The 17763-nt window shown below is 69.9% G+C and carries 14 protein-coding genes and 1 pseudogene; 7 read left to right on the forward strand and 8 right to left on the reverse strand.

Features of this window, described 5'->3' with window-relative positions:
• Positions 1–71: 71 nt before the first annotated feature.
• The 5 genes from ACWDR4_RS32000 to ACWDR4_RS32020 form a co-directional block, all read right to left on the reverse strand.
• A complete protein-coding gene (locus tag ACWDR4_RS32000; protein ID WP_055523791.1) occupies positions 72–314 on the reverse strand; it encodes a DUF397 domain-containing protein in 243 nt (80 codons plus the stop codon).
• Between the two features lie 83 nt (positions 315–397).
• Positions 398–1564 (reverse strand): thiolase domain-containing protein, encoded by a 1167-nt coding sequence (locus tag ACWDR4_RS32005; RefSeq protein ID WP_450413607.1) that lies wholly within the window; start codon positions 1562–1564, stop codon positions 398–400.
• On the reverse strand, positions 1554–2612 hold the full coding sequence (locus ACWDR4_RS32010) for a thiolase domain-containing protein (protein WP_450413608.1): 1059 nt from the start codon (positions 2610–2612) through the stop codon (positions 1554–1556). Before ACWDR4_RS32010 ends, ACWDR4_RS32005 begins: the two co-directional genes overlap by 11 nt.
• Entirely contained in the window at positions 2609–3556 is a 948-nt protein-coding gene (locus ACWDR4_RS32015) for a Zn-ribbon domain-containing OB-fold protein (protein ID WP_450413609.1), read from the reverse strand. The genes ACWDR4_RS32010 and ACWDR4_RS32015 overlap by 4 nt, the downstream gene beginning before the upstream one ends.
• 21 nt (positions 3557–3577) lie before the next feature.
• Positions 3578–4378 carry a crotonase/enoyl-CoA hydratase family protein gene (locus ACWDR4_RS32020; protein WP_450413610.1) on the reverse strand — a complete coding sequence of 267 codons (801 nt, stop codon included), beginning with the start codon at positions 4376–4378 and terminating at the stop codon, positions 3578–3580.
• A 195-nt stretch (positions 4379–4573) separates the two neighbouring features.
• Between ACWDR4_RS32020 and ACWDR4_RS32025 the strand changes: the two genes are divergently transcribed.
• Both ACWDR4_RS32025 and ACWDR4_RS32030 read left to right on the forward strand, forming a co-directional pair.
• Complete coding sequence (locus ACWDR4_RS32025; RefSeq protein WP_450413611.1) at positions 4574–6196, forward strand: acyl-CoA synthetase; 1623 nt, start codon at positions 4574–4576, stop codon at positions 6194–6196.
• A 135-nt stretch (positions 6197–6331) separates the two neighbouring features.
• Entirely contained in the window at positions 6332–8353 is a 2022-nt protein-coding gene (locus ACWDR4_RS32030; RefSeq protein WP_450413612.1) for a sulfatase, read from the forward strand.
• Here the strand turns inward: ACWDR4_RS32030 and ACWDR4_RS32035 are convergent.
• Positions 8322–9053, reverse strand: coding sequence for an alpha/beta fold hydrolase (locus tag ACWDR4_RS32035; protein ID WP_450413613.1), 732 nt, complete (start codon positions 9051–9053; stop codon positions 8322–8324). The genes ACWDR4_RS32030 and ACWDR4_RS32035 overlap by 32 nt on opposite strands.
• Positions 9054–9242: 189 nt before the next feature.
• On the opposite strand from ACWDR4_RS32035, the gene paaK reads away from it, so the two are divergent.
• Complete coding sequence (gene paaK, locus ACWDR4_RS32040; protein ID WP_450413614.1) at positions 9243–10538, forward strand: phenylacetate--CoA ligase PaaK; 1296 nt, start codon at positions 9243–9245, stop codon at positions 10536–10538.
• 106 nt (positions 10539–10644) lie between these two features.
• On the forward strand, positions 10645–11235 hold the full coding sequence (locus ACWDR4_RS32045; protein WP_450413615.1) for a cysteine hydrolase family protein: 591 nt from the start codon (positions 10645–10647) through the stop codon (positions 11233–11235).
• A 3-nt stretch (positions 11236–11238) separates the two neighbouring features.
• On the opposite strand, the gene ACWDR4_RS32050 is transcribed toward ACWDR4_RS32045, so the two are convergent.
• A complete protein-coding gene (locus ACWDR4_RS32050) occupies positions 11239–12738 on the reverse strand; it encodes an acyl-CoA synthetase (RefSeq protein WP_450413616.1) in 1500 nt (499 codons plus the stop codon).
• Positions 12739–13108: 370 nt separating this feature from the next.
• Positions 13109–13339 (reverse strand): annotated as a pseudogene (locus ACWDR4_RS32055) (SDR family NAD(P)-dependent oxidoreductase); the annotation flags it as partial.
• 158 nt (positions 13340–13497) lie between these two features.
• Here ACWDR4_RS32055 and ACWDR4_RS32060 point away from each other — a divergent pair.
• The 3 genes from ACWDR4_RS32060 to ACWDR4_RS32070 all read left to right on the forward strand — a co-directional run bounded on the left by ACWDR4_RS32060 (position 13498) and on the right by ACWDR4_RS32070 (position 17747).
• A complete protein-coding gene (locus ACWDR4_RS32060) occupies positions 13498–14403 on the forward strand; it encodes a helix-turn-helix transcriptional regulator (RefSeq protein ID WP_450413617.1) in 906 nt (301 codons plus the stop codon).
• A 269-nt stretch (positions 14404–14672) separates the two neighbouring features.
• Positions 14673–15155 (forward strand): recombinase family protein, encoded by a 483-nt coding sequence (locus tag ACWDR4_RS32065; protein ID WP_450413618.1) that lies wholly within the window; start codon positions 14673–14675, stop codon positions 15153–15155.
• Positions 15156–15293: 138 nt separating this feature from the next.
• Complete coding sequence (locus tag ACWDR4_RS32070; protein WP_450413619.1) at positions 15294–17747, forward strand: penicillin acylase family protein; 2454 nt, start codon at positions 15294–15296, stop codon at positions 17745–17747.
• Positions 17748–17763 lie beyond the last annotated feature (16 nt).

A 17763-nucleotide genomic window follows, 5' to 3' on the forward strand; every position in this document is an offset into this window, starting at 1 on the left:
TACCCTTCCCATCCTTCTGGGGGCGCAGCCCCGAGGATGGGAACGGGTAGGGGCGGCGGGGGCGAAAAGCATCAGGTCAGGTCGAACTCCCCTTCTCGTGCCCCCGACACGAACGCGCCCCATTCCGCAGGCGTGAAAATCAGGGAAGGGCTGTGCGGGCGGCCACTGTTGCGCATCGCGATGAACCCCTCGACAAAGGCGATCTGGACATCCCCTCGCCCACTGCTGCTGGACTGCCAGTCGGCGTTGCTGAGGTCCAGCTCCGGCTTGTCCCAGCCCGCGAGCGGGTGCTCCTGGATCGTGCTCTCGGCCACGTCCGTGCTCCTCCCGGTTTCGTCGTCCGCCGTCAGCCTAGCCATCGCTTCCTGCCGCCGACAGGCCACGTGAGGGGGATGCTTCAGGAGGTGGGCGGTTCGCTGCCGACGAGCCACATGGAAAAGAACTGGGAGCCACCGCCGTAGGCATGCCCCAGGACCCGGCGAGCCCCGTCCACCTGGTGTTCTCCGGCGAGGCCGCGCACCTGAAGGGCCGCTTCCGCGAAGCGGATCATGCCCGAGGCGCCGATCGGATTGGTGGAGAGAACGCCGCCCGACATGTTGACCGGCAGGTCCCCGTCCAGCTCGGTGACCCCGGACTCCGTCAGCTTCCAGCCCTCGCCCTCCGCCGCGAAGCCGAGATTCTCCAGCCACATGGGTTCGTACCAGGAGAACGGTACGTACATCTCGACGGCGTCGATGTCCCGGCGCGGGTCGGCGATCCCTGCCTGCCGGTACACGTCGGCCGCGCAGTCCTGGCCCGCCTTCGGCGACACGGCGTCCTTGCCCGCGAAGAGCGTGGGTTCGCTGCGCATCGCGCCGCCGTGCAGCCAGGCGGGCGGGCGCGGGGAACGGGCGGCGCCGGCGCGGTCGGTGAGGACCATCGCTACGGCGCCGTCGGAGGACGGACAGGTCTCGGAGTAGCGGATCGGGTCCCACAGCATGGGCGAGGCCTGGACCTTCTCCAGGGTGATGTCGTGCTCGTGCAGATGCGCGTACGGGTTCTTCAGCGCGTTGCGCCGGTCCTTGTACGCGACCAGCGAACCGACCGTGTCGGGGGCACCGCTGCGCCGCATGTACGCGCGGACATGCGGGGCGAAGAAGCCGCCCGCCCCGGCCAGCAGCGGCTGCTGGAAGGGGATCGGGAGGGACAGTCCCCACATGGCGTTCGACTCGGACTGTTTCTCGTAGGCCAGGGTGAGGACGGTGGCGTGGACGCGGGACCTGACGAGGTTGGTGGCGACGAGGGCCGTGGACCCGCCGACCGAGCCGGCCGTGTGCACGCGCAGCATCGGCTTGCCCACCGCACCAAGGGCGTCGGCGAGATACAGCTCGGGCATCATGACGCCCTCGAAGAAGTCGGGCGCCTTGCCGATGACGACGGCGTCGATGTCGGCCCACGTCAACTCGGCGTCCGCGAGGGCCCGTTGGGCGGCCTCCCGCACCAACCCGGCCATGGACACGTCCCGTCGGGCGGCGACATGCCTGGTCTGACCGATCCCGACGACCGCCACGGGTTCACTGGGCATGACGGGGCTCCCCTTCGAGTACGGCGACCAGGTTCTGCTGGAGACAGGGCCCGGAGGTGGCGTGGGCGAGGGCCCGGTCGGACTCGCCCCGGTGGATCCGGGCGGCGGCCTCGCCGATGCGGACGAGCCCGGCGGCCATGATCGGATTGGCGGCGAGGGCACCCCCGGAGGGGTTCACGCAGACCTCGTCGCCGAGGCGGAGGGCCTTGCGCAGGACCACCTCCTGCGAGGTGAACGGCGCGTGCAACTCGGCGGTGTCCACGGGCCGTTCGAAGGCGCCGGCCTTCTCGGCGGCGAGGCGCGTCGACGGTGAGTCGGTCAGCTCACGGACGCCGAGCGAGTGCGCCTCGATGCGGTGGTCGATGCCCCGGATCCAGGCGGGCCGCTCGCACAGTTCCCGGGCGCGGTCACCGGCCGCGAGGATCACGGCAGCGGCCCCGTCACTGATCGGCGGACAGTCTCCGGTACGGAGCGGATGCACGACATACTCCCCCTGCGGCACCGAACCCCGCAGCTGGGCATGGGAGTTGGTGCTTGCCGCGTCCCGGCTCCGGGCGGCGACGGCCGCGAGCGCGGGCTCGTCGGTGTCGCCCGTGTCGATGAGCGCCTGCGCCTGGAGCGCGGCGAGCGCCACGGAGTCCGGCCACAGGGGGGCCACGTAGTACGGGTCGAGCTGCCGGGTCAGGACGTCACGCACCGAGCCCGGCGAGGACTTGCCGTAGGCGTACACGAGTGCCGTGTCGGCGTCGCCGGTCAGCAGCTTGGTCCACGCCTCGTACAGCGCCCACGCCCCGTCCATCTCCACGTGCGACTCGGAGATCGGCGGCCATGCGCCGACGCCGTCGAGGGCCAGGGTGAAGGAGAAGGCGCGGCCGGCGAGATAGTCGGAGGAGCCGGAGCAGGTGAAGCCGATGTCGCTGGTCTTCAGGCCGGTTTGGTCGAGCACATCGTGCAGTACCGGCATGAGCATCTCGACTTCGGACAGCTCGTCGCTGGTGCGCCGGTGTTCGGTCTGCGCGAAGGCGACGACGGCGATCTCGCGTGTCACAGCGACTCCTTGTACGTCTCGTAGTCCGCGTCGGGTTCGCCGGTGGGCCGGTAGTGGTCGGGGTAGCGGCCCCCTTCCGTCCACACCGGTTCGACGCGCAGCCCCATGCGCACCTGGTCGTAGGGGATGCCGCCGATCCGGCCGTGCAGGGCGAGGTCGGCGCCGTCGAGGGCGATGTGCGCGTAGACGTACGGCACTTCGATGTCGAGGTTGCGCGCCTTGATGTTGACGATGCAGTACGTGGTGACCGTGCCCCCGGGTCCCACCTCGACCTGCTCGGCCGTGCCGACACCGCAGGTGGGACAGGCGCCCCTCGGTGGGACGTACACCTTCCGGCAGGACGGGCAGCGCTCGCCGACGATCCGCCGGTCGGCGAGGGCGTTGATGTAGGCGGTCTGGGCGCGGCCGGGCGAGTAGGTGTAGTCGAGACGGGCCTGGGCGACGATGCCGGTCACCATGTCCTCGAACTGCCCGTCGTGGTCAGTCGGTTGAGCCTCCACTTCGCTGTCGTACGGTTCGAAGCAGGCGATGTCCGTGATCGCGCCGGAGCGTTCCGCCGCCCAGCGGACGCATACGCGCATGCCGGTGTGCACGACGTCGGGGCCGGGGGCGTCGAGGGCGTGCAGGAGGGCAGTGTCGGCGCCGTCGAGGCGGACCAGGACCCAGGCGAAGGGCGTGTCCAGGGGCTGGCCACGGCGCGGGGCGTGGTTCCAGGCCCAGGTGGTGACGGTCCCGGTGGGGGCGACTTCGACCAGGTCTCGCAGCTCGTCGGCGGTCACCGGGTCGTACTCGACGGGCGGGACGAGGGTGCGGCCGTCGGTGGTCCGGACACCGAGGACGACCTGTTCGCGCAGGCCGGTGAGGAAGGCGCTCTGGACGGGGCCCAGGGAGCGGGTGAAGGGGAATTCGACGACCAGGGGGGCTTTGAGGACTTCGGTGGTCATCCCGGGGGTGCTCCTTCGCGGTCAGGCCCGCTTGTAGACGGGCGGGCGCTTCTCGGCGAAGGCGCGGGTGCCTTCCTTGGCGTCGGCGGTGTCGAAGATGGGCCAGCCGCGCTTGAGTTCGGCGGCGAGGCCGTCGGTCTCGGTCAGTTCGGCGGTCTCGTAGACCGAGGCTTTGACGGCCTCCACGGCCAGCGGGCCGCAGGCGTTGATCCGTTCGGCGATTTCCAACGCCTTGTCCAGCGCCGTTCCGTCGGGGACCACGTGTCCGATCAGACCGATGGCGGCTGCCTCCTGGGCGGTGTACGGGCGGCCGGTCAGCAGCATTTCCAGGGCGTGGGTGCGCGGTATCTGGCGTTGGAGGCGGACCGTGGAGCCGCCGATCGGGAAGAGGCCGCGTTTGACCTCGAAGAGCCCGAAGGTCGCCGACTCGCCCGCGACCCGGATGTCGGTGCCCTGGATGATCTCGGTGCCGCCGGCGACGCAGTACCCCTCGATCGCGGAGATCACCGGTTTGCGGGGGCGGTGGTGGCGCAGCATCGCCTTCCAGTGCAGATCGGGGTCCGCCTTGAGCCGGTGGCGGTACTGCTCCCCTTCCATTCCGCTCCCGGCCAGGGCTTTCAGGTCCATCCCGGCGCAGAAGGCGCCCCCGGCTCCGGTGAGCACGATGGAGCGGACGGCATCGTCCTCGTCCGCCTCGACCCAGCCGTCGTACAGGCCGACGAGCATCGGCAGCGAGAGCGCGTTCCTGGCCTCCGGCCTGTTGAGCGTGAGCACCAGTGTGGCGTTCTCACGCCGCACGGTCAGGTGTTCCGTGCCACCCATCGACCGTCTCCCCTCTGAAAGAACGAGAACAGGTGAAAGAACGAGAACAGGTTGCAGGAGCGGAGGAAGCACTTCAAGGGTTTTCTGACAGGTAGTCAGATTTCTTCGACGCGGCCCCTTCACACTTGCCGCGCCCTTTGCTCTGATGACCGGCGAGCCGACAACCGCCAGCGGTGCCCGGGGTCAGGAGGAGCGGTGGAGTACAACCTTGCCGACCTGTTCGAGTCGGTGGTCGATGTGGTGCCCGAGCGTGCGGCACTCATGTACCTCGACCATCCGGGCACGGGCGCGGAACGCCGTCTGACCTACGCGGAGTTGGACACCGCCGCCAATCGTGTCGCCCATCATCTGATCGACAGCGGGATACGTCCGGGCGAGCATCTGGGGCTGCACCTCTACAACGGGATCGAGTACCTCCAGACCGTGCTGGGGTGCCTGAAGGCGCGGATCGTGCCGGTCAACGTCAACTACCGCTATGTGGAGGAGGAGTTGGCGTATCTCTACCGGGACGCCAACCTCGTCGCCCTGGTCTTCGACGCGGAGTTCACCGAGCGGGTGGCGGCGGCCCGGCCCCGGGCGACGGCGTTGCGGCATCTGATCCGGGTGGGCGAACCGGACCCGGAGTCACCCGAGTTGAGTGCGGTGGTGGCCTTCGCCGAGGCCGAGGCGTCCGGGTCCCCCGAGCGCGGTTTCCCGGTCCGCTCGGGCGACGACCAGTTCATCATCTACACCGGCGGCACCACCGGTATGCCCAAGGGGGTGATGTGGCGTCAGGAGGACCTGTTCTTCTCGGGGTTGGGCGGTGGCGCCCCGACGGGCGAGCCGGTCAAGTCGCCGCAGGAGCTGGCCGAGCGGGTCGCGGCCGGTGGCGACGGGATCACCTTCTTCCCCACTCCCCCGCTGATGCACGGCACCTCGACCCTGACCGCGTTCATCGCCTTCAACTTCGGCCAACGGGTGGTGATCCACCGCAAGTTCGTGCCGGAGGAAGTGCTGCGCACGATCGAGAAGGAGAAGGTCACGAGCGTGTCCCTGGTGGGCGACGCGATGCTGCGTCCACTGATCGACGCGCTCAACGGGCCGATGAAGGGCACGGACTGCTCGTCGGTGTTCAGTGTCTCGTCGTCCGGCGCGATCATGTCGGAGACGGTGCGCGCCCAGTTCCAGGCGCTGGTGCCGAACGTCATGCTGCTGAACAACTTCGGGTCGTCGGAGTCCGGCTTCAACGGGACGGCGACCGACGACTCGGGCCCCGGACGCGGCTTCCGCATCCGCGTCAACTCCCGTACCCAGGTGGTGGATCCGGCCACCCACGAGCCGGTTCCCGTGGGCGAGATTGGCCGGATCGCCCAGCGCGGCCACGTACCGCTCGGCTACTACAACGACCCGCGGAAGACGGCGGAGACCTTCTTCGAGAAGGACGGCGAGCGGTGGGCGCTGCTCGGTGACATGGCGACGGTCGACGAGGAGGGCGTCGTCATCGTCCTCGGCCGGGGCTCGCAGTGCATCAACACGGGCGGCGAGAAGGTGTATCCGGAGGAGGTCGAGCAGGCGCTCAAGTCCCATCCGGACGTGTACGACGCACTCGTGGCCGGTGTTCCGGACCCGACGTGGGGCAACCATGTGGCGGCGGTGGTGCAGTTGCGGGAGGGGGCGACGCGGCCGACGCTGACGGACGTACAACTGCACTGCCGTACCCATCTCGCGGGCTACAAGATCCCTCGGCAGTTGGTCATCGCGGAGGCGATCCAGCGGTCGCCGAGCGGCAAGGCGGACTACCGGTGGGCGCGTGAAGTGGCCGTAGCCGCAGATCAGTAGGGTTTGTTCAACGTCGGGTCAATGATCGCGCGGGACTGAACCGGAGGTGAATCCGAGCCGTACCGGTAGTGTCGGCGTCGGCCGTTTCGGCCGCTTCGTCACGCACCACCGGTCATCGCACGGAAGGACACTTCGGTGTCGCACCTCACGCCCCCTCGTCAACTCCCGGAGCCGGACGCGGACGCACCGAACGGGACCACGGCCGAGGACGCCTCGACCGCTCCCGCGGTGAACGACACCGAGCCCGACACCCCGGCGGACGAGGAGCCGGCGGACGAGGAAGCGACCGAAGCGACCGGTCCGATACAGGCGGACGTACCGGGCGCACGCCTGGCGGTGGAGGACACGGCCGACGGCGACGGCGCGGAGGACGGGAAGGCGCCCGACAAGGCCCTCCTCCCCCGCACGGCTTCCGCCGACGACGAATCCGCCGACGCGGCGACCTCCGATTCCGCGTCCGCCGACGAAGACGGCCCGAGCAGCGCCGCCTCCTCCTCCGCACGCCCCGGCTGGTTCGGCTGGCGCCGTCGTTTCCCCCGCGCCGCACGGGCGGTGCGGGTAGGCACGAGTGTCCTGGCCGGTGTGCTGGTGCTCGGCGTGCTCCTCATGCCCAACCGCCTCGACCGGATCACCCTGCAGTCGTTCCTCCGCCTGCCTGTCGAGGCGATCCTCCTTGCGGCCGTCCTGCTCGTACTGCCGTCGAAGGCACGGCGGATCACGGCCGTCGTCCTGGGGGCGTTCCTCGGGCTGTCCACTGTCCTGAAGTGTCTCGACATGGGCTTCTACCAGACCCTGGCCCGGCCGTTCGACCTGGTCTTCGACTGGGTCCTGCTGAACGACGCGGCGGACTTCCTGAAGGACTCGCTCGGTCGCTCGGGCGAGGTGCTCGTGGTGATCGGCGTGATCGTCCTGCTGATCGCCGTTCTCGTGCTGAGCGCGCTCGCGATGGTGCGGCTGGCCGACCTGATGGCCCGGCACCGCCCCACGGCCGTGCGCAGCACGCTGGTCCTCGGCACCGCGTGGATCGTCTGCTTCACCATGGGCGCGCAGGCAGGCGGTGTCACGATCGCCACCAAGGGCTACTCCCAGTACCTCTCCAACCGTGTGCAGTACGTCCGCGACGGCCTCGGGGACGCCGAGGTCTTCGAGAAGCAGCTCAACGTCGACGCCTTCGCCGACACCCCGTCCGACCAGCTGCTGACCGGACTGCGCGGCAAGGACGTGCTGTTCACCTTCGTCGAGAGCTACGGCCGGGTGGCGATCGACGATCCGACGATGGCCCCGGAGATCGACAAGACCCTCAAGGAGGGCGACGCCAGGCTCAAGTCGGCCGGCTTCGCGGCGCGCAGCGGCTGGCTCACGTCACCCGTGACGGGCGCCGGCAGCTGGCTCGCCCACACGACGTTCCTGTCCGGTCTGTGGATCAAGAACCAGCAGCGGTACCGGACCGTGACCACCAGTGACCGCGCCACCCTGACCAGCTACTTCCAGAAGACCGGCGCCTGGCGCACGGTCGGCATCGTCCCCGGTGTCCGGAAGTCCTGGCCCGAGGGCAAGTACTTCGGCCTCGACAACATCTACGACTCCACGCACCTCGGCTACCAGGGGCCGTACTTCAGCTGGACACCGGTGCCGGACCAGTTCACCCTGGAGGCCTTCCAGAAGCTGGAGCACGGGAAGAAGGACCGCGACCCGATCATGGCGGAGATCATCCTGGCCTCCAGCCACAACCCCTGGTCCCCCATCGCCCGCATGGTCGACTGGAACGACCTCGGGGACGGTTCGGTCTTCAACAAGATCAAGGCAGAGGGCACGAACCCCACCGAGGTCTGGAAGAGCGCCAAGCGCGTGCGGACCGAGTACCGCAAGGCCATCCAGTACTCCCTGGACAGCCTGGTCCAGTGGGTCCAGCGCTACGGCGACGACAACACCGTCCTCGTTCTCCTCGGCGACCACCAGCCCGTCCCCACGGTCACCGGGGGCAGCGCCAACAAGGACGTGCCGGTCACCATCGTCGCCCGCGACCCGAAGGTGCTGGACCGCGTCGCCGACTGGGGCTGGACGGACGGCCTCAAGCCCGCGGCCAACGCCCCCAAGTGGGGCATGGACCAGTTCCGCGACCGCTTCATGACGGCGTACGGGCCGGAGAAGAAGTAGCGCGGTCCGCCCCGAGGAACGGCTCCACCACGGCCAGGAACTCCTCGGGGCGGGTCTCATGGACCAGATGCCCGGCGTCGACGGTCACCATCCGGGCCCCGGGAACGCGCGAGGCGAGCGCGGCGACCTCGTCCTGCGGGATCGGGCTGCCGGCACCGCCGCCGATCACCAGCGTCGGCGCGGTGATCCTGGGCATGCGCTCCCACCAGGCGGGGTCGGGCGCGTTCCGCTGGGCATCGGTGGCCCGGATCATGGCCCAGTCGAAGGGCAGTTCGCCGTCGGGGCGTTCGGCGGGCGGCCTGGGCGGGTCGAGCGGAAACGGCGCCGGTACGTCCTCCAGGACGAGGCGCCGTACGACGTCGGGGGCGTCCTGCGCCAGCAGATACGCGACGGCGCCGCCGAGCGAGTGGGCCACGACATCCGCGCGGGCGATGCCGAGAACGCCCAGGAAGGCCCGTACGTCGTCGCGCATGGCCTCGTACGCGTAGGCACCCGGCCAGTCGCTGCGTCCATGGCCTCGCAGGTCGGGGGCGTACACCCGACGCGGTCCGGCGGCGAGCCGTCCGGCGACCGGGGCCCAGTCGGCGCCGTCGGCACCGCGGCTGTGGAGCAGGAGGACGGGCGGCGCGTCCTCGGGGCCCCAGGCCCGGTACGCGAGGGAGATGCCGTTCGCCCTGACGGTACGGAGTTCGGTGTCCACACCGACGAACGTAACCGGTCGGCGGCGGATCCCGGCCCGCGCTCTGCTGAGGGCCGACACGCGTCGAATTCCTGGAGTACGACCTCTTGCGAGCGCCGGGCCGTCCTGGATTACTGATCCCGAGCACCTCGACCGAATGGTCGGTCGTCGGTGCCGGACCTGGCGGCCGTGATGTGAGGGAGGCGTCCGATGGCGGATGCGACGGAGTGGCTGGACGCGGGCGAACGCCTCGACGCGGAGGCCCTGCGCGCCCTCCAGCTGGAGCGGCTGCGGACCTCACTGCGGTACGCCTACGAGAACGTGCCCTTCTACCGCGCCTCCTTCGACAAGGCGGGCGTACACCCGGACGACTGCCGTTCCCTCGCCGACCTGGCCCTGTTCCCCTTCACCACCAAGGCGGACCTGCGCGACACCTACCCGTACGGGATGTTCGCCGTCCCTCGGGACCGGGTCCGCCGTATCCACGCGTCGAGCGGCACCACCGGGCGCCCGACGGTCGTCGGCTACACGGACAACGACCTGTCCCTGTGGGCCGACCTGGTGGCCCGTTCGATCCGGGCGGCGGGCGGCAGGCCGGGCGACACGGTTCATGTGGCGTACGGATACGGCCTGTTCACGGGCGGTCTCGGCGCGCACTACGGCGCCGAACGGCTCGGCTGTACGGTGATCCCCGCGTCCGGCGGTATGACGGCCCGCCAGGTCCAGCTGATCCGGGATCTGCAGCCCGGGATCATCATGGTGACGCCCTCCTATCTGCTGACGATCCTCGACGAGTTCGAGAAGCAGGGCGTCGATCCTCGGGGTACTTCCCTACGGGTCGGCATCTTCGGGGCCGAGCCGTGGACCGAGCGGATGCGCGAGGAGATCGAGGAGCGGTTCGCGATCGACGCGGTCGACATATACGGACTGTCGGAGGTGATCGGCCCGGGGGTCGCCCAGGAGTGCGTGGAGACCAAGGACGGGCTGCATGTCTGGGAGGACCACTTCTTCCCGGAGATCGTCGACCCGATCACGGGCGAGGTGCTGCCGGAGGGGGCGAAGGGGGAACTGGTGTTCACCTCGCTCACCAAGGAGGCGATGCCCGTGATCCGTTACCGGACCCGGGATCTGACGCGTCTGCTGCCCGGTACGGCGCGCGTCTTCCGGCGCATGGAGAAGGTCACCGGGCGTAGCGACGACATGCTGATCGTGCGCGGGGTGAACCTCTTCCCCACCCAGATCGAGGAGATCGTGCTGCGTACTCCGGGCGTCGCACCCCACTTCCAGCTCCGGCTGACCCAGGAGTCACGCCTCGACCTCCTCACCGTCCGCGCCGAGGCCCGTCCAGGAGCCACCCCCGAGATCCGGGACGCGGCGGCCCGCGCCATCGCGACCGCGGTGAAGGACGGCATCGGGATCTCGGCGGCGGTGGAGATCGTCGCGCCGGAGTCACTGGAACGGTCGGTGGGGAAGATCAGGCGGGTGGTGGATCTCAGGCCTGACTGAGATCCCGGTCGGCAAGGAAACCGGCAGGTCAGGTGCCGTTGTCAGTGGTCGGCTCTAGTGTGGTCGGCGAGAGGAAGATCCGCGCCGAGGAGACGAAGAGGTTCCCATGACGACCCTGCCCGACAGGCCGAACAGCGCGCTGCTCGTCATCGACATGCAGAACGGCGTGGTGAGCGGCGGCCACGACCGTGACGCGGTGATCGCGAACATCAACACCGTCGTCGACAAGGCCCGCGCGGCGGACGTACCCGTGGTCTGGGTGCAGCACTCCAGCGACGAGTTCAAGGTCGGCAGCAAGGAGTGGGAGTACGTGCCGGAACTGGTCCGCCGGGACGCCGAACCCGTGGTCCACAAGAGGTACGGCGACTCCTTCGAGGACACCGACCTGGAGTCCGTCCTCGCCGAGCGCGGGGTCGGTCGACTGGTCGTCACGGGCGCCCAGTCCGACGCGTGCGTCCGCTCGACCCTGCACGGCGGCCTGGTGCGCGGGTACGACGTGACGCTGGTCGGCGACGCCCACACCACGGAGGACCTCACGGAGTACGGCGCGCCGGCCCCGGCCCAGGTGATCGCGCACACCAACCTCTACTGGCAGTACCAGACCGCGCCGGGGCGCACTGCCGGGACTGTCAGCGCGGCGGAAATAGCCTTCACGAGCGACGACGAGGGCGCGGGCCAGGGCGGCGACGAGGGCTGACGGTCAGGAACCCGCGAACCGGTCCCTGAGTTCCCGCTTGAGGATCTTCCCGCTCGCGTTGCGCGGCAGCTCGTCCACGAACACGACCCGCTTCGGTGCCTTGAAGTGGGCGAGCTTCTCGCGGGCGTGGGCGATGAGTTCGGCCTCCGTCACCTCGCCGCACGGGACGACGACCGCCGTGACCGCCTCGATCCAGCGCTCGTCGGGAAGGCCGACGACGGCCGCCTCGGCGACCGACTCGTGGGTGTACAGGGCGTCCTCGACCTCGCGTGAGGCGATCAGTACGCCACCGGAGTTGATGACGTCCTTCACCCGGTCGACGACGGTGTAGTAGCCGTCGGCGTCCCGGACGACCAGGTCACCGGAGTGGAACCAGCCGTCGCGGAAGGCGGCGCTCGTCTCCTCGGGCTTGCCCCAGTAGCCCTCGCACAACTGCGGGGACCGGTAGACGACTTCGCCGGGGGTGCCGTCGGGCACGTCCTCGCCGTCCTCGTCGACCACCCGCGCGTCCACGAACAGCACCGGACGCCCACAGGAGTCCAGCCGGCCCTTGTGCTCATAGGGCCCGAGAACCATGGAGAGGGGGCCGATCTCGCTCTGGCCGAAGCAGTTGTAGAAGGCGAGTTTCGGGAGGCGCTCTCGCAGCCGTTCCAGGACCGGGACCGGCATGATCGACGCCCCGTAGTAGGCCTTGCGCAGTCCGCTCAGGTCGCGGGTCGCGAAGTCGGGGCGGTTCGTGAGGCCGATCCACACGGTCGGCGGCGCGAACAGGCTGTCCGCCCGGCCGGCCTCGACGAGGTCGAGGATCGCGTCGCCGTCCGGTGCGTCGAGGACGACGTTCGTGGCGCCGACCGCGAGATACGGCAGCAGGAACACATGCATCTGGGCCGAGTGGTAGAGGGGCAGCGAGTGCACGGGCAGGTCGCCGGCGCTCAGGTCGAGGGCGGCGATGGCGCTCAGGTACTCGTGCACCAGGGAGCGGTGGGTCATCATCGCGCCCTTGGGCAGCGCGGTGGTCCCGGACGTGTAGAGCAGTTGCACCAGGTCCTCGGTGCGCGAGTCGGGACCGTCGTAGGGGGCGGTGCCGGGCAGGCGGTCGAGGAGTGAGTCGGCGGCGTCGTGGAGCGGCAGGGTCCGTACGCCGTCGGGGAGCCGGTCTGCGAGGTCCGGGTCGGCGAGGACCAGGGTGCTGCCGGACTGGTCGACGATGTACGCGAGGTCGTCGCCGGTCAGGTTCTGGTTGACGGGGACGTGCACGAGTCCGGCGCGGGCGCAGGCGAGGAAGGCGATCAGATAGGCGTCCGAGTTGTGGCCGTAGGCGGCGACCCGCTCGCCGGGGGCCAGGCCCTCGCCGCGCAGCAGGCCCGCCGCGCGGGAAACGGCCTCGTCGAGTTCCTCGTAGGTCCAGGCGCGTTCGCGGTACTCGACCGCGACCCGCGCCGGAACGCGCTGGGCGCTGCGTCGCAGTACCCCGTCAACCGTGCTGCCGTATTGCTGCGTCATAACCCGTGATCCTGGTTCCGGCCCCGAAGGAGGTCAAGGCCCCGGTGTCCTGGCTCAGACACCAGCCGCAAAGTAGGTCGCGGTAACTGGACGCGCCCCGTTTCCCGCCCTTTGGCGCCGCCGTTGGTCTGATCGAGTGATCAAAGCCAAAGGGGCAGGTGTGCGGCAAGAGTGGTCGCCAGAGGAGCTGTTGGCGAACTGGACGCTGGTAGACGGCGACTGGGACCTGGTGGCGAACAAGAGTGGGGCGACCCGGCTCGGCGTCAGCCTGTTGCTGAAGTTCTTCGAGCTGGAAGGCCGGTTCCCCGATTTGCTGGAAGAGGTCCCCGCCGGCCGCGGTGGAGTACGTCGCCGATCTGGTGAAGGTCCCGGCCACCACCGCGATCGCCCGGCCGCCGCTGGTGGCGGCCTCCTCCACGGCGGCCTCGGCCTCGTCCTGGTTACCGGCATAGCCGACCACGACGGCGTACCCGTCGGCGGCGAGCTTGCCGACGGTCCGGCGGCCGATGCCGCGCGAGCCGCCGGTGACGATCGCGACACGGGGTGAGGCGGAGGGCTGGGCGGAGGCAGCGGTCCCGCCGGGGGAAGTGGGGATGGGCATGGCTGACTCCTGTGGTGGATGGGGGTCGGGCCGCGGCCTTGCCGTTGCCCTGCTGCGTTCTCCACGATCGGCCGGTCCCCCATCCCTAGCCAGGGCTGCGTCTACCCAGGGGATGCCACCCCCTGGCTGCGCTCCGGCGTACAAGCGACCATGGAGGGGTGAACCTTCCAGAACTCGGGGCCTTCCTCAGGACACGCCGCGACCGCATCCGCCCCGCCGAGGTCGGTCTCCCTCAGGGCCCGCGCCGGCGGGTCCCCGGGCTGCGCCGAGAGGAGGTCGCGCAGCTGGCAGGGCTGTCGGCCGACTACTACACCGAGCTGGAACGCGGCAGCGGAAAGAACGGCGTGCAGCCCTCGGCCCAGACCCTGGCCGCCCTCGCCCGAGCCCTGCGCCTGAACGGCGACGAGCGGGACCACCTGTTCCACCTGGCCGAACGGCCGGTCCCCCCGTCAGCACACGGACCAGCGGCACACGTGCAGCCCGCGCTCCTCGGACTCCTGGACCGGCTGTCCAACACGCCCGCGCGCGTCATCACCGACCTGCACGAAACCCTGGTGGAGAACGACCTGGCCCTGACCCTGCTCGGCAGGTCCCCGGCACACCGCGGCCCGGCGGCGAGCTTGGTGTACCGCTGGTTCACCGACCCGCAGACGCGGGAGATCTACCCGCCCGAGGACCACCCGCACCACTCCCGGGTGTTCGTGGCCGACCTCCAGGCAGCGGCCGCCCGGCGCGGCCGGGACGCGGAGGTCACGAAGATGGTCGCCGTGCTACGCCGCCGCAGCGAGGAGTTCGCGGCCCTCTGGGACACCCACGACGTCGCGGTGCGCCGCATGGACCACAAGAGGATCGTCCACCCCTTGCTCGGCGTCATCGAACTCGACTGCCACAACCTCCTCAGCGAGGACGGACGGCAACGCCTGCTGTGGTTCACCGCCCCGCCCGGAAGCCCGGGAGCCGAGCAGTTGGAACTGCTGTCTGTCGTAGGGACCCAGGAGCTGAGCGTCACGGAGGGCACGGCACCGGAGAGGTTGTCCACGGCGGAATCCGGATCGCAGCGCTGACCCGCGCCGCAGAGGGAGGACCGCCTTCCCAGCAAGGCGTGGCGGCCCCTACCCCCACAGAGATATGTTCTCCGGCCCAGGACTCACGATGGCCCCCTTGATTCCCGTTTTCCCCACGCTCACGGGATGGTCTCCACAGCGGCATGTTGACCGGGCGCGGCAGCGTGGGTGTTCATGTCGCTCGTGAAACACCCCGCCGCCCGGCGGCCCACCTGCGGCGATCATGTTTCATGAGTTGTTGCAAATGACTTAACTTCTGAAACACCCTCATGAAACAGGTGAACGCCGGCGCCGAACCGGTCGGGCACGTCCGCCTCGGCTATGCCCGTGCCTCGACCGCCCGGCAGCCCCTCGATGTACAGCTCGACTCCCTCGCCGAGGCCGGGGTGACGCGCGTCTTCTCGGAGAAGATCTCCACCCGCGCCACGAAGCGGCCCGAGCTGGAGGCCGCCGTGAAGCTCGCCGGGGAGATCCGCTCCTCCGGCGTCGCCGTCACCCTCGTCGTCCACGAACACAAGCGGCTCGGCCGCGGCATCGAACTCGCCATGCTCGCCGAGGAACTGAAGGCGAGCGATGTCGGGCTGGAGTTCCTCACCGGGGAGCTGAAGGGCTCGCACGACCCGTCCGGCATCGTGTTCACCGTGCTCGCAGCCATGTCCGGGCACGAAGAAGGCCTGCATCCCTCACCCGCCACCGTCATGCGGATGCTGCGCGAACACGACGAGCAGACCGCCACGGCAGCGAACGCATGATCACCCCGCTACTTTGCGGCTGGTGTCTGAGCTAGGACACCGGGGCCGTCAAGCGCCGAAGCAGGTCAGCGCACACATAGTGCACAAACTCGTAGGTACGCTCAACCTCCCTGTTCACCAATGACGTTGGGAGGCACGATGCGCACCCGCACAAGACGGCTCGTCGTTACGGCCGTCGCGTTACTCACCGCCACGACAGCACTGCCGGCCGCCACGGCGCAGAGCCGGCAACAACAGGCGGCACAAGCCGCACAGGCGTCACAGCAGCATCCGTCCCAGGGCGGCCTGTCGGCCGTGATCCGCTACACCGAGTACGGCATCCCGCACATCGTCGCGAAGGACTACGCGAACCTCGGCTTCGGCAACGGCTGGGCGCAGGCCGCCGACCAGGTGTGTGTGCTCGCCGACGGTTTCGTGACCCTGCGCGGCGACCGCTCGCGCAATTTCGGACCGGACGCCGCGACCGACTTCTCGCTCTCCGACGCCTCCGACAACCTCTCCAGCGACCTGTACTTCCGTGGTGTGCGGGACAACGGCACGGTCGAGCGGCTGCTCGCCCAGCCCGCGCCGCAGGGCCCGAGCAGGGCCGTCAAGGACCTGATGAACGGCTGGGCGGCCGGCTACAACGCCTGGCTGAAGCAGAACCGGGTCAAGGACCCGGCGTGCGCGGGAGCGCCCTGGGTCCGGCCGGTGACCGGTCTCGACGTGGCCACCCGTGCGTACGCCCTCGCGGTGCTCGGCGGCCAGGGCGGCATGGTGGACGCGATCACCGCGGCACAGCCGCCGGTCGCAGCCACCACCGGTGCCACCATCGCTGCCGCCGCCGGCTCCTCCCTTCCGGACGCCGCTGCCGCCGCCAAGGGTGCACGCGAGCTGTTCGACATCTCCGACATGGGGTCCAACGCCGTCGCGTTCAACGGCGGTACGACAGCCAACGGGCGCGGTCTGCTGCTCGGCAACCCGCACTATCCGTGGCAGGGCGGACGCCGGTTCTGGCAGTCCCAGCTGACGATCCCGGGTGAACTGAACGTCGCGGGCGGGTCGTTGCTCGGCTCCCCGACGATCTCCATCGGGTACAACGCGAACGTGGCGTGGAGCCACACCGTGTCCACCGGTGTGCCGCTCAGCCTGCACCAGCTGAAGCTGGACCCCGCCGACCCGACGACGTATCTGGTCGACGGCAAGCCGGAGCAGATGACACGCCGGTCGGTGACCGTCCCGGTGAAGGACGGCGCGCCGGTGACCCGCACCCAGTGGTGGACCCGATACGGCCCCGTCGTCCTGTCCCCCAGCGCCGGGCTCCCGTTGCCGTGGACCACGACGACGGCGTACGCGCTGGGCGACCCGAACGCCGCTAACCTGCGCTTCTACGACACCTCGCTCGACTTCAGCAAGGCGCGCGGCACGGCCGACGTCCTCAACTCCCTCGACGAGCACCAGGGCATCCCCTGGGTGAACACCGTCGCCGCCGACTCCTCGGGGCACTCCCTGTTCGCCCAGTCGCAGGTACTGCCCCGGGTCACCGACGAACTGGCGGCAGCCTGTTCGACCCCGCTCGGCAAGGTCACCTACCCGGCGGCGGGGGTCGCGGTCCTCGACGGCTCACGCACCGACTGCGCGATCGGCGACGACCCGGACGCCGTGGCGCCCGGGATATTCGGGCCCGCGCGGATGCCGACGCTGCGGGACACGCCGTATGTCGAGAACTCCAACGACAGTGCGTGGCTGACCAACCTGGACCGGCCGATCACCGGCTACGAGCGGATCTTCGGCCCGGTACGCACGACCGCCTCCCCGCGTACGCGCGGTGCCGTCGCGGACGTGGCGGCGCTGGCCGCGAAGGGCGGGCTGACGGTCGCGGATCTCCAGCGGCAGCAGTTCGCGAACCGCTCGACGACGGGTGCGCTGGCCGCGGCCGACGCGGCCCGGGCGTGCGCGGCGCTGCCGGGCGGTACGGCAACGGGCACTGCCGGAACGGCAGTTGACGTCAGCGAGGCGTGCGGTGTGCTGGTGTCCTGGGACCGCACCATGAACAGTGACAGCCGGGGTGCGCTGCTCTTCGACCGGTTCTGGCGCAAGCTCCTCGCCGCCGTGCCGGCCCCGCAGCGCTGGAAGGTGCCGTTCTCGGCGGCGGACCCGGTCGGCACGCCCAACACGCTCAACACCGACGCGCCGGGCTTCACCAAGGCACTCGCCGACGCGGTGACGGAGCTGCGCGCGGCGGGCATCCCGCTGAACTCCCGGCTCGGGGACCACCAGTACGTCGTACGGAAGGGGCAGCGTCTGCCCGTCGGCGGCGGTACGGAGTCCCTGGGTGTGTGGAACAAGATCGAGCCCGTGTGGGACACGGCGAACGGCGGTTACCAGGACACCTCGTTCGGGTCCAGTCACATCCAGGCCGTGGGCTGGGACGGCAGCCGCTGCCCGGTGGCCCGCACGCTGCTGACGTACTCCCAGTCGTCGAACGCGAAATCACCGCACTTCGCGGACCAGACGCGGCTGTTCTCGGCCGAGAAGTGGGTCAGTGCGCGGTTCTGCGAGAAGGACATCCTGTCGTCGCCCGCGCTGCGGGTGATCCGGGTGCGCAACTGACGGACTGGCGGACATA

Source organism: Streptomyces sp. NPDC000878, assembly GCF_053599695.1.

What these genes read in the sequence shown, in the direction of transcription:
- ACWDR4_RS32020 (WP_450413610.1), bottom strand. Translation starts at nt 4,378, where the DNA reads ATGGGTGGCACGGAACACCTGACCGTGCGGCGTGAGAACGCCACACTG.
- ACWDR4_RS32045 (WP_450413615.1), top strand. Translation starts at nt 10,645, where the DNA reads ATGACGACCCTGCCCGACAGGCCGAACAGCGCGCTGCTCGTCATCGAC.
- ACWDR4_RS32070 (WP_450413619.1), top strand. Translation starts at nt 15,294, where the DNA reads ATGCGCACCCGCACAAGACGGCTCGTCGTTACGGCCGTCGCGTTACTC.
- ACWDR4_RS32005 (WP_450413607.1), bottom strand. Translation starts at nt 1,564, where the DNA reads ATGCCCAGTGAACCCGTGGCGGTCGTCGGGATCGGTCAGACCAGGCAT.
- paaK (WP_450413614.1), top strand. Translation starts at nt 9,243, where the DNA reads ATGGCGGATGCGACGGAGTGGCTGGACGCGGGCGAACGCCTCGACGCG.
- ACWDR4_RS32050 (WP_450413616.1), bottom strand. Translation starts at nt 12,738, where the DNA reads ATGACGCAGCAATACGGCAGCACGGTTGACGGGGTACTGCGACGCAGC.
- ACWDR4_RS32065 (WP_450413618.1), top strand. Translation starts at nt 14,673, where the DNA reads ATGAAACAGGTGAACGCCGGCGCCGAACCGGTCGGGCACGTCCGCCTC.
- ACWDR4_RS32015 (WP_450413609.1), bottom strand. Translation starts at nt 3,556, where the DNA reads ATGACCACCGAAGTCCTCAAAGCCCCCCTGGTCGTCGAATTCCCCTTC.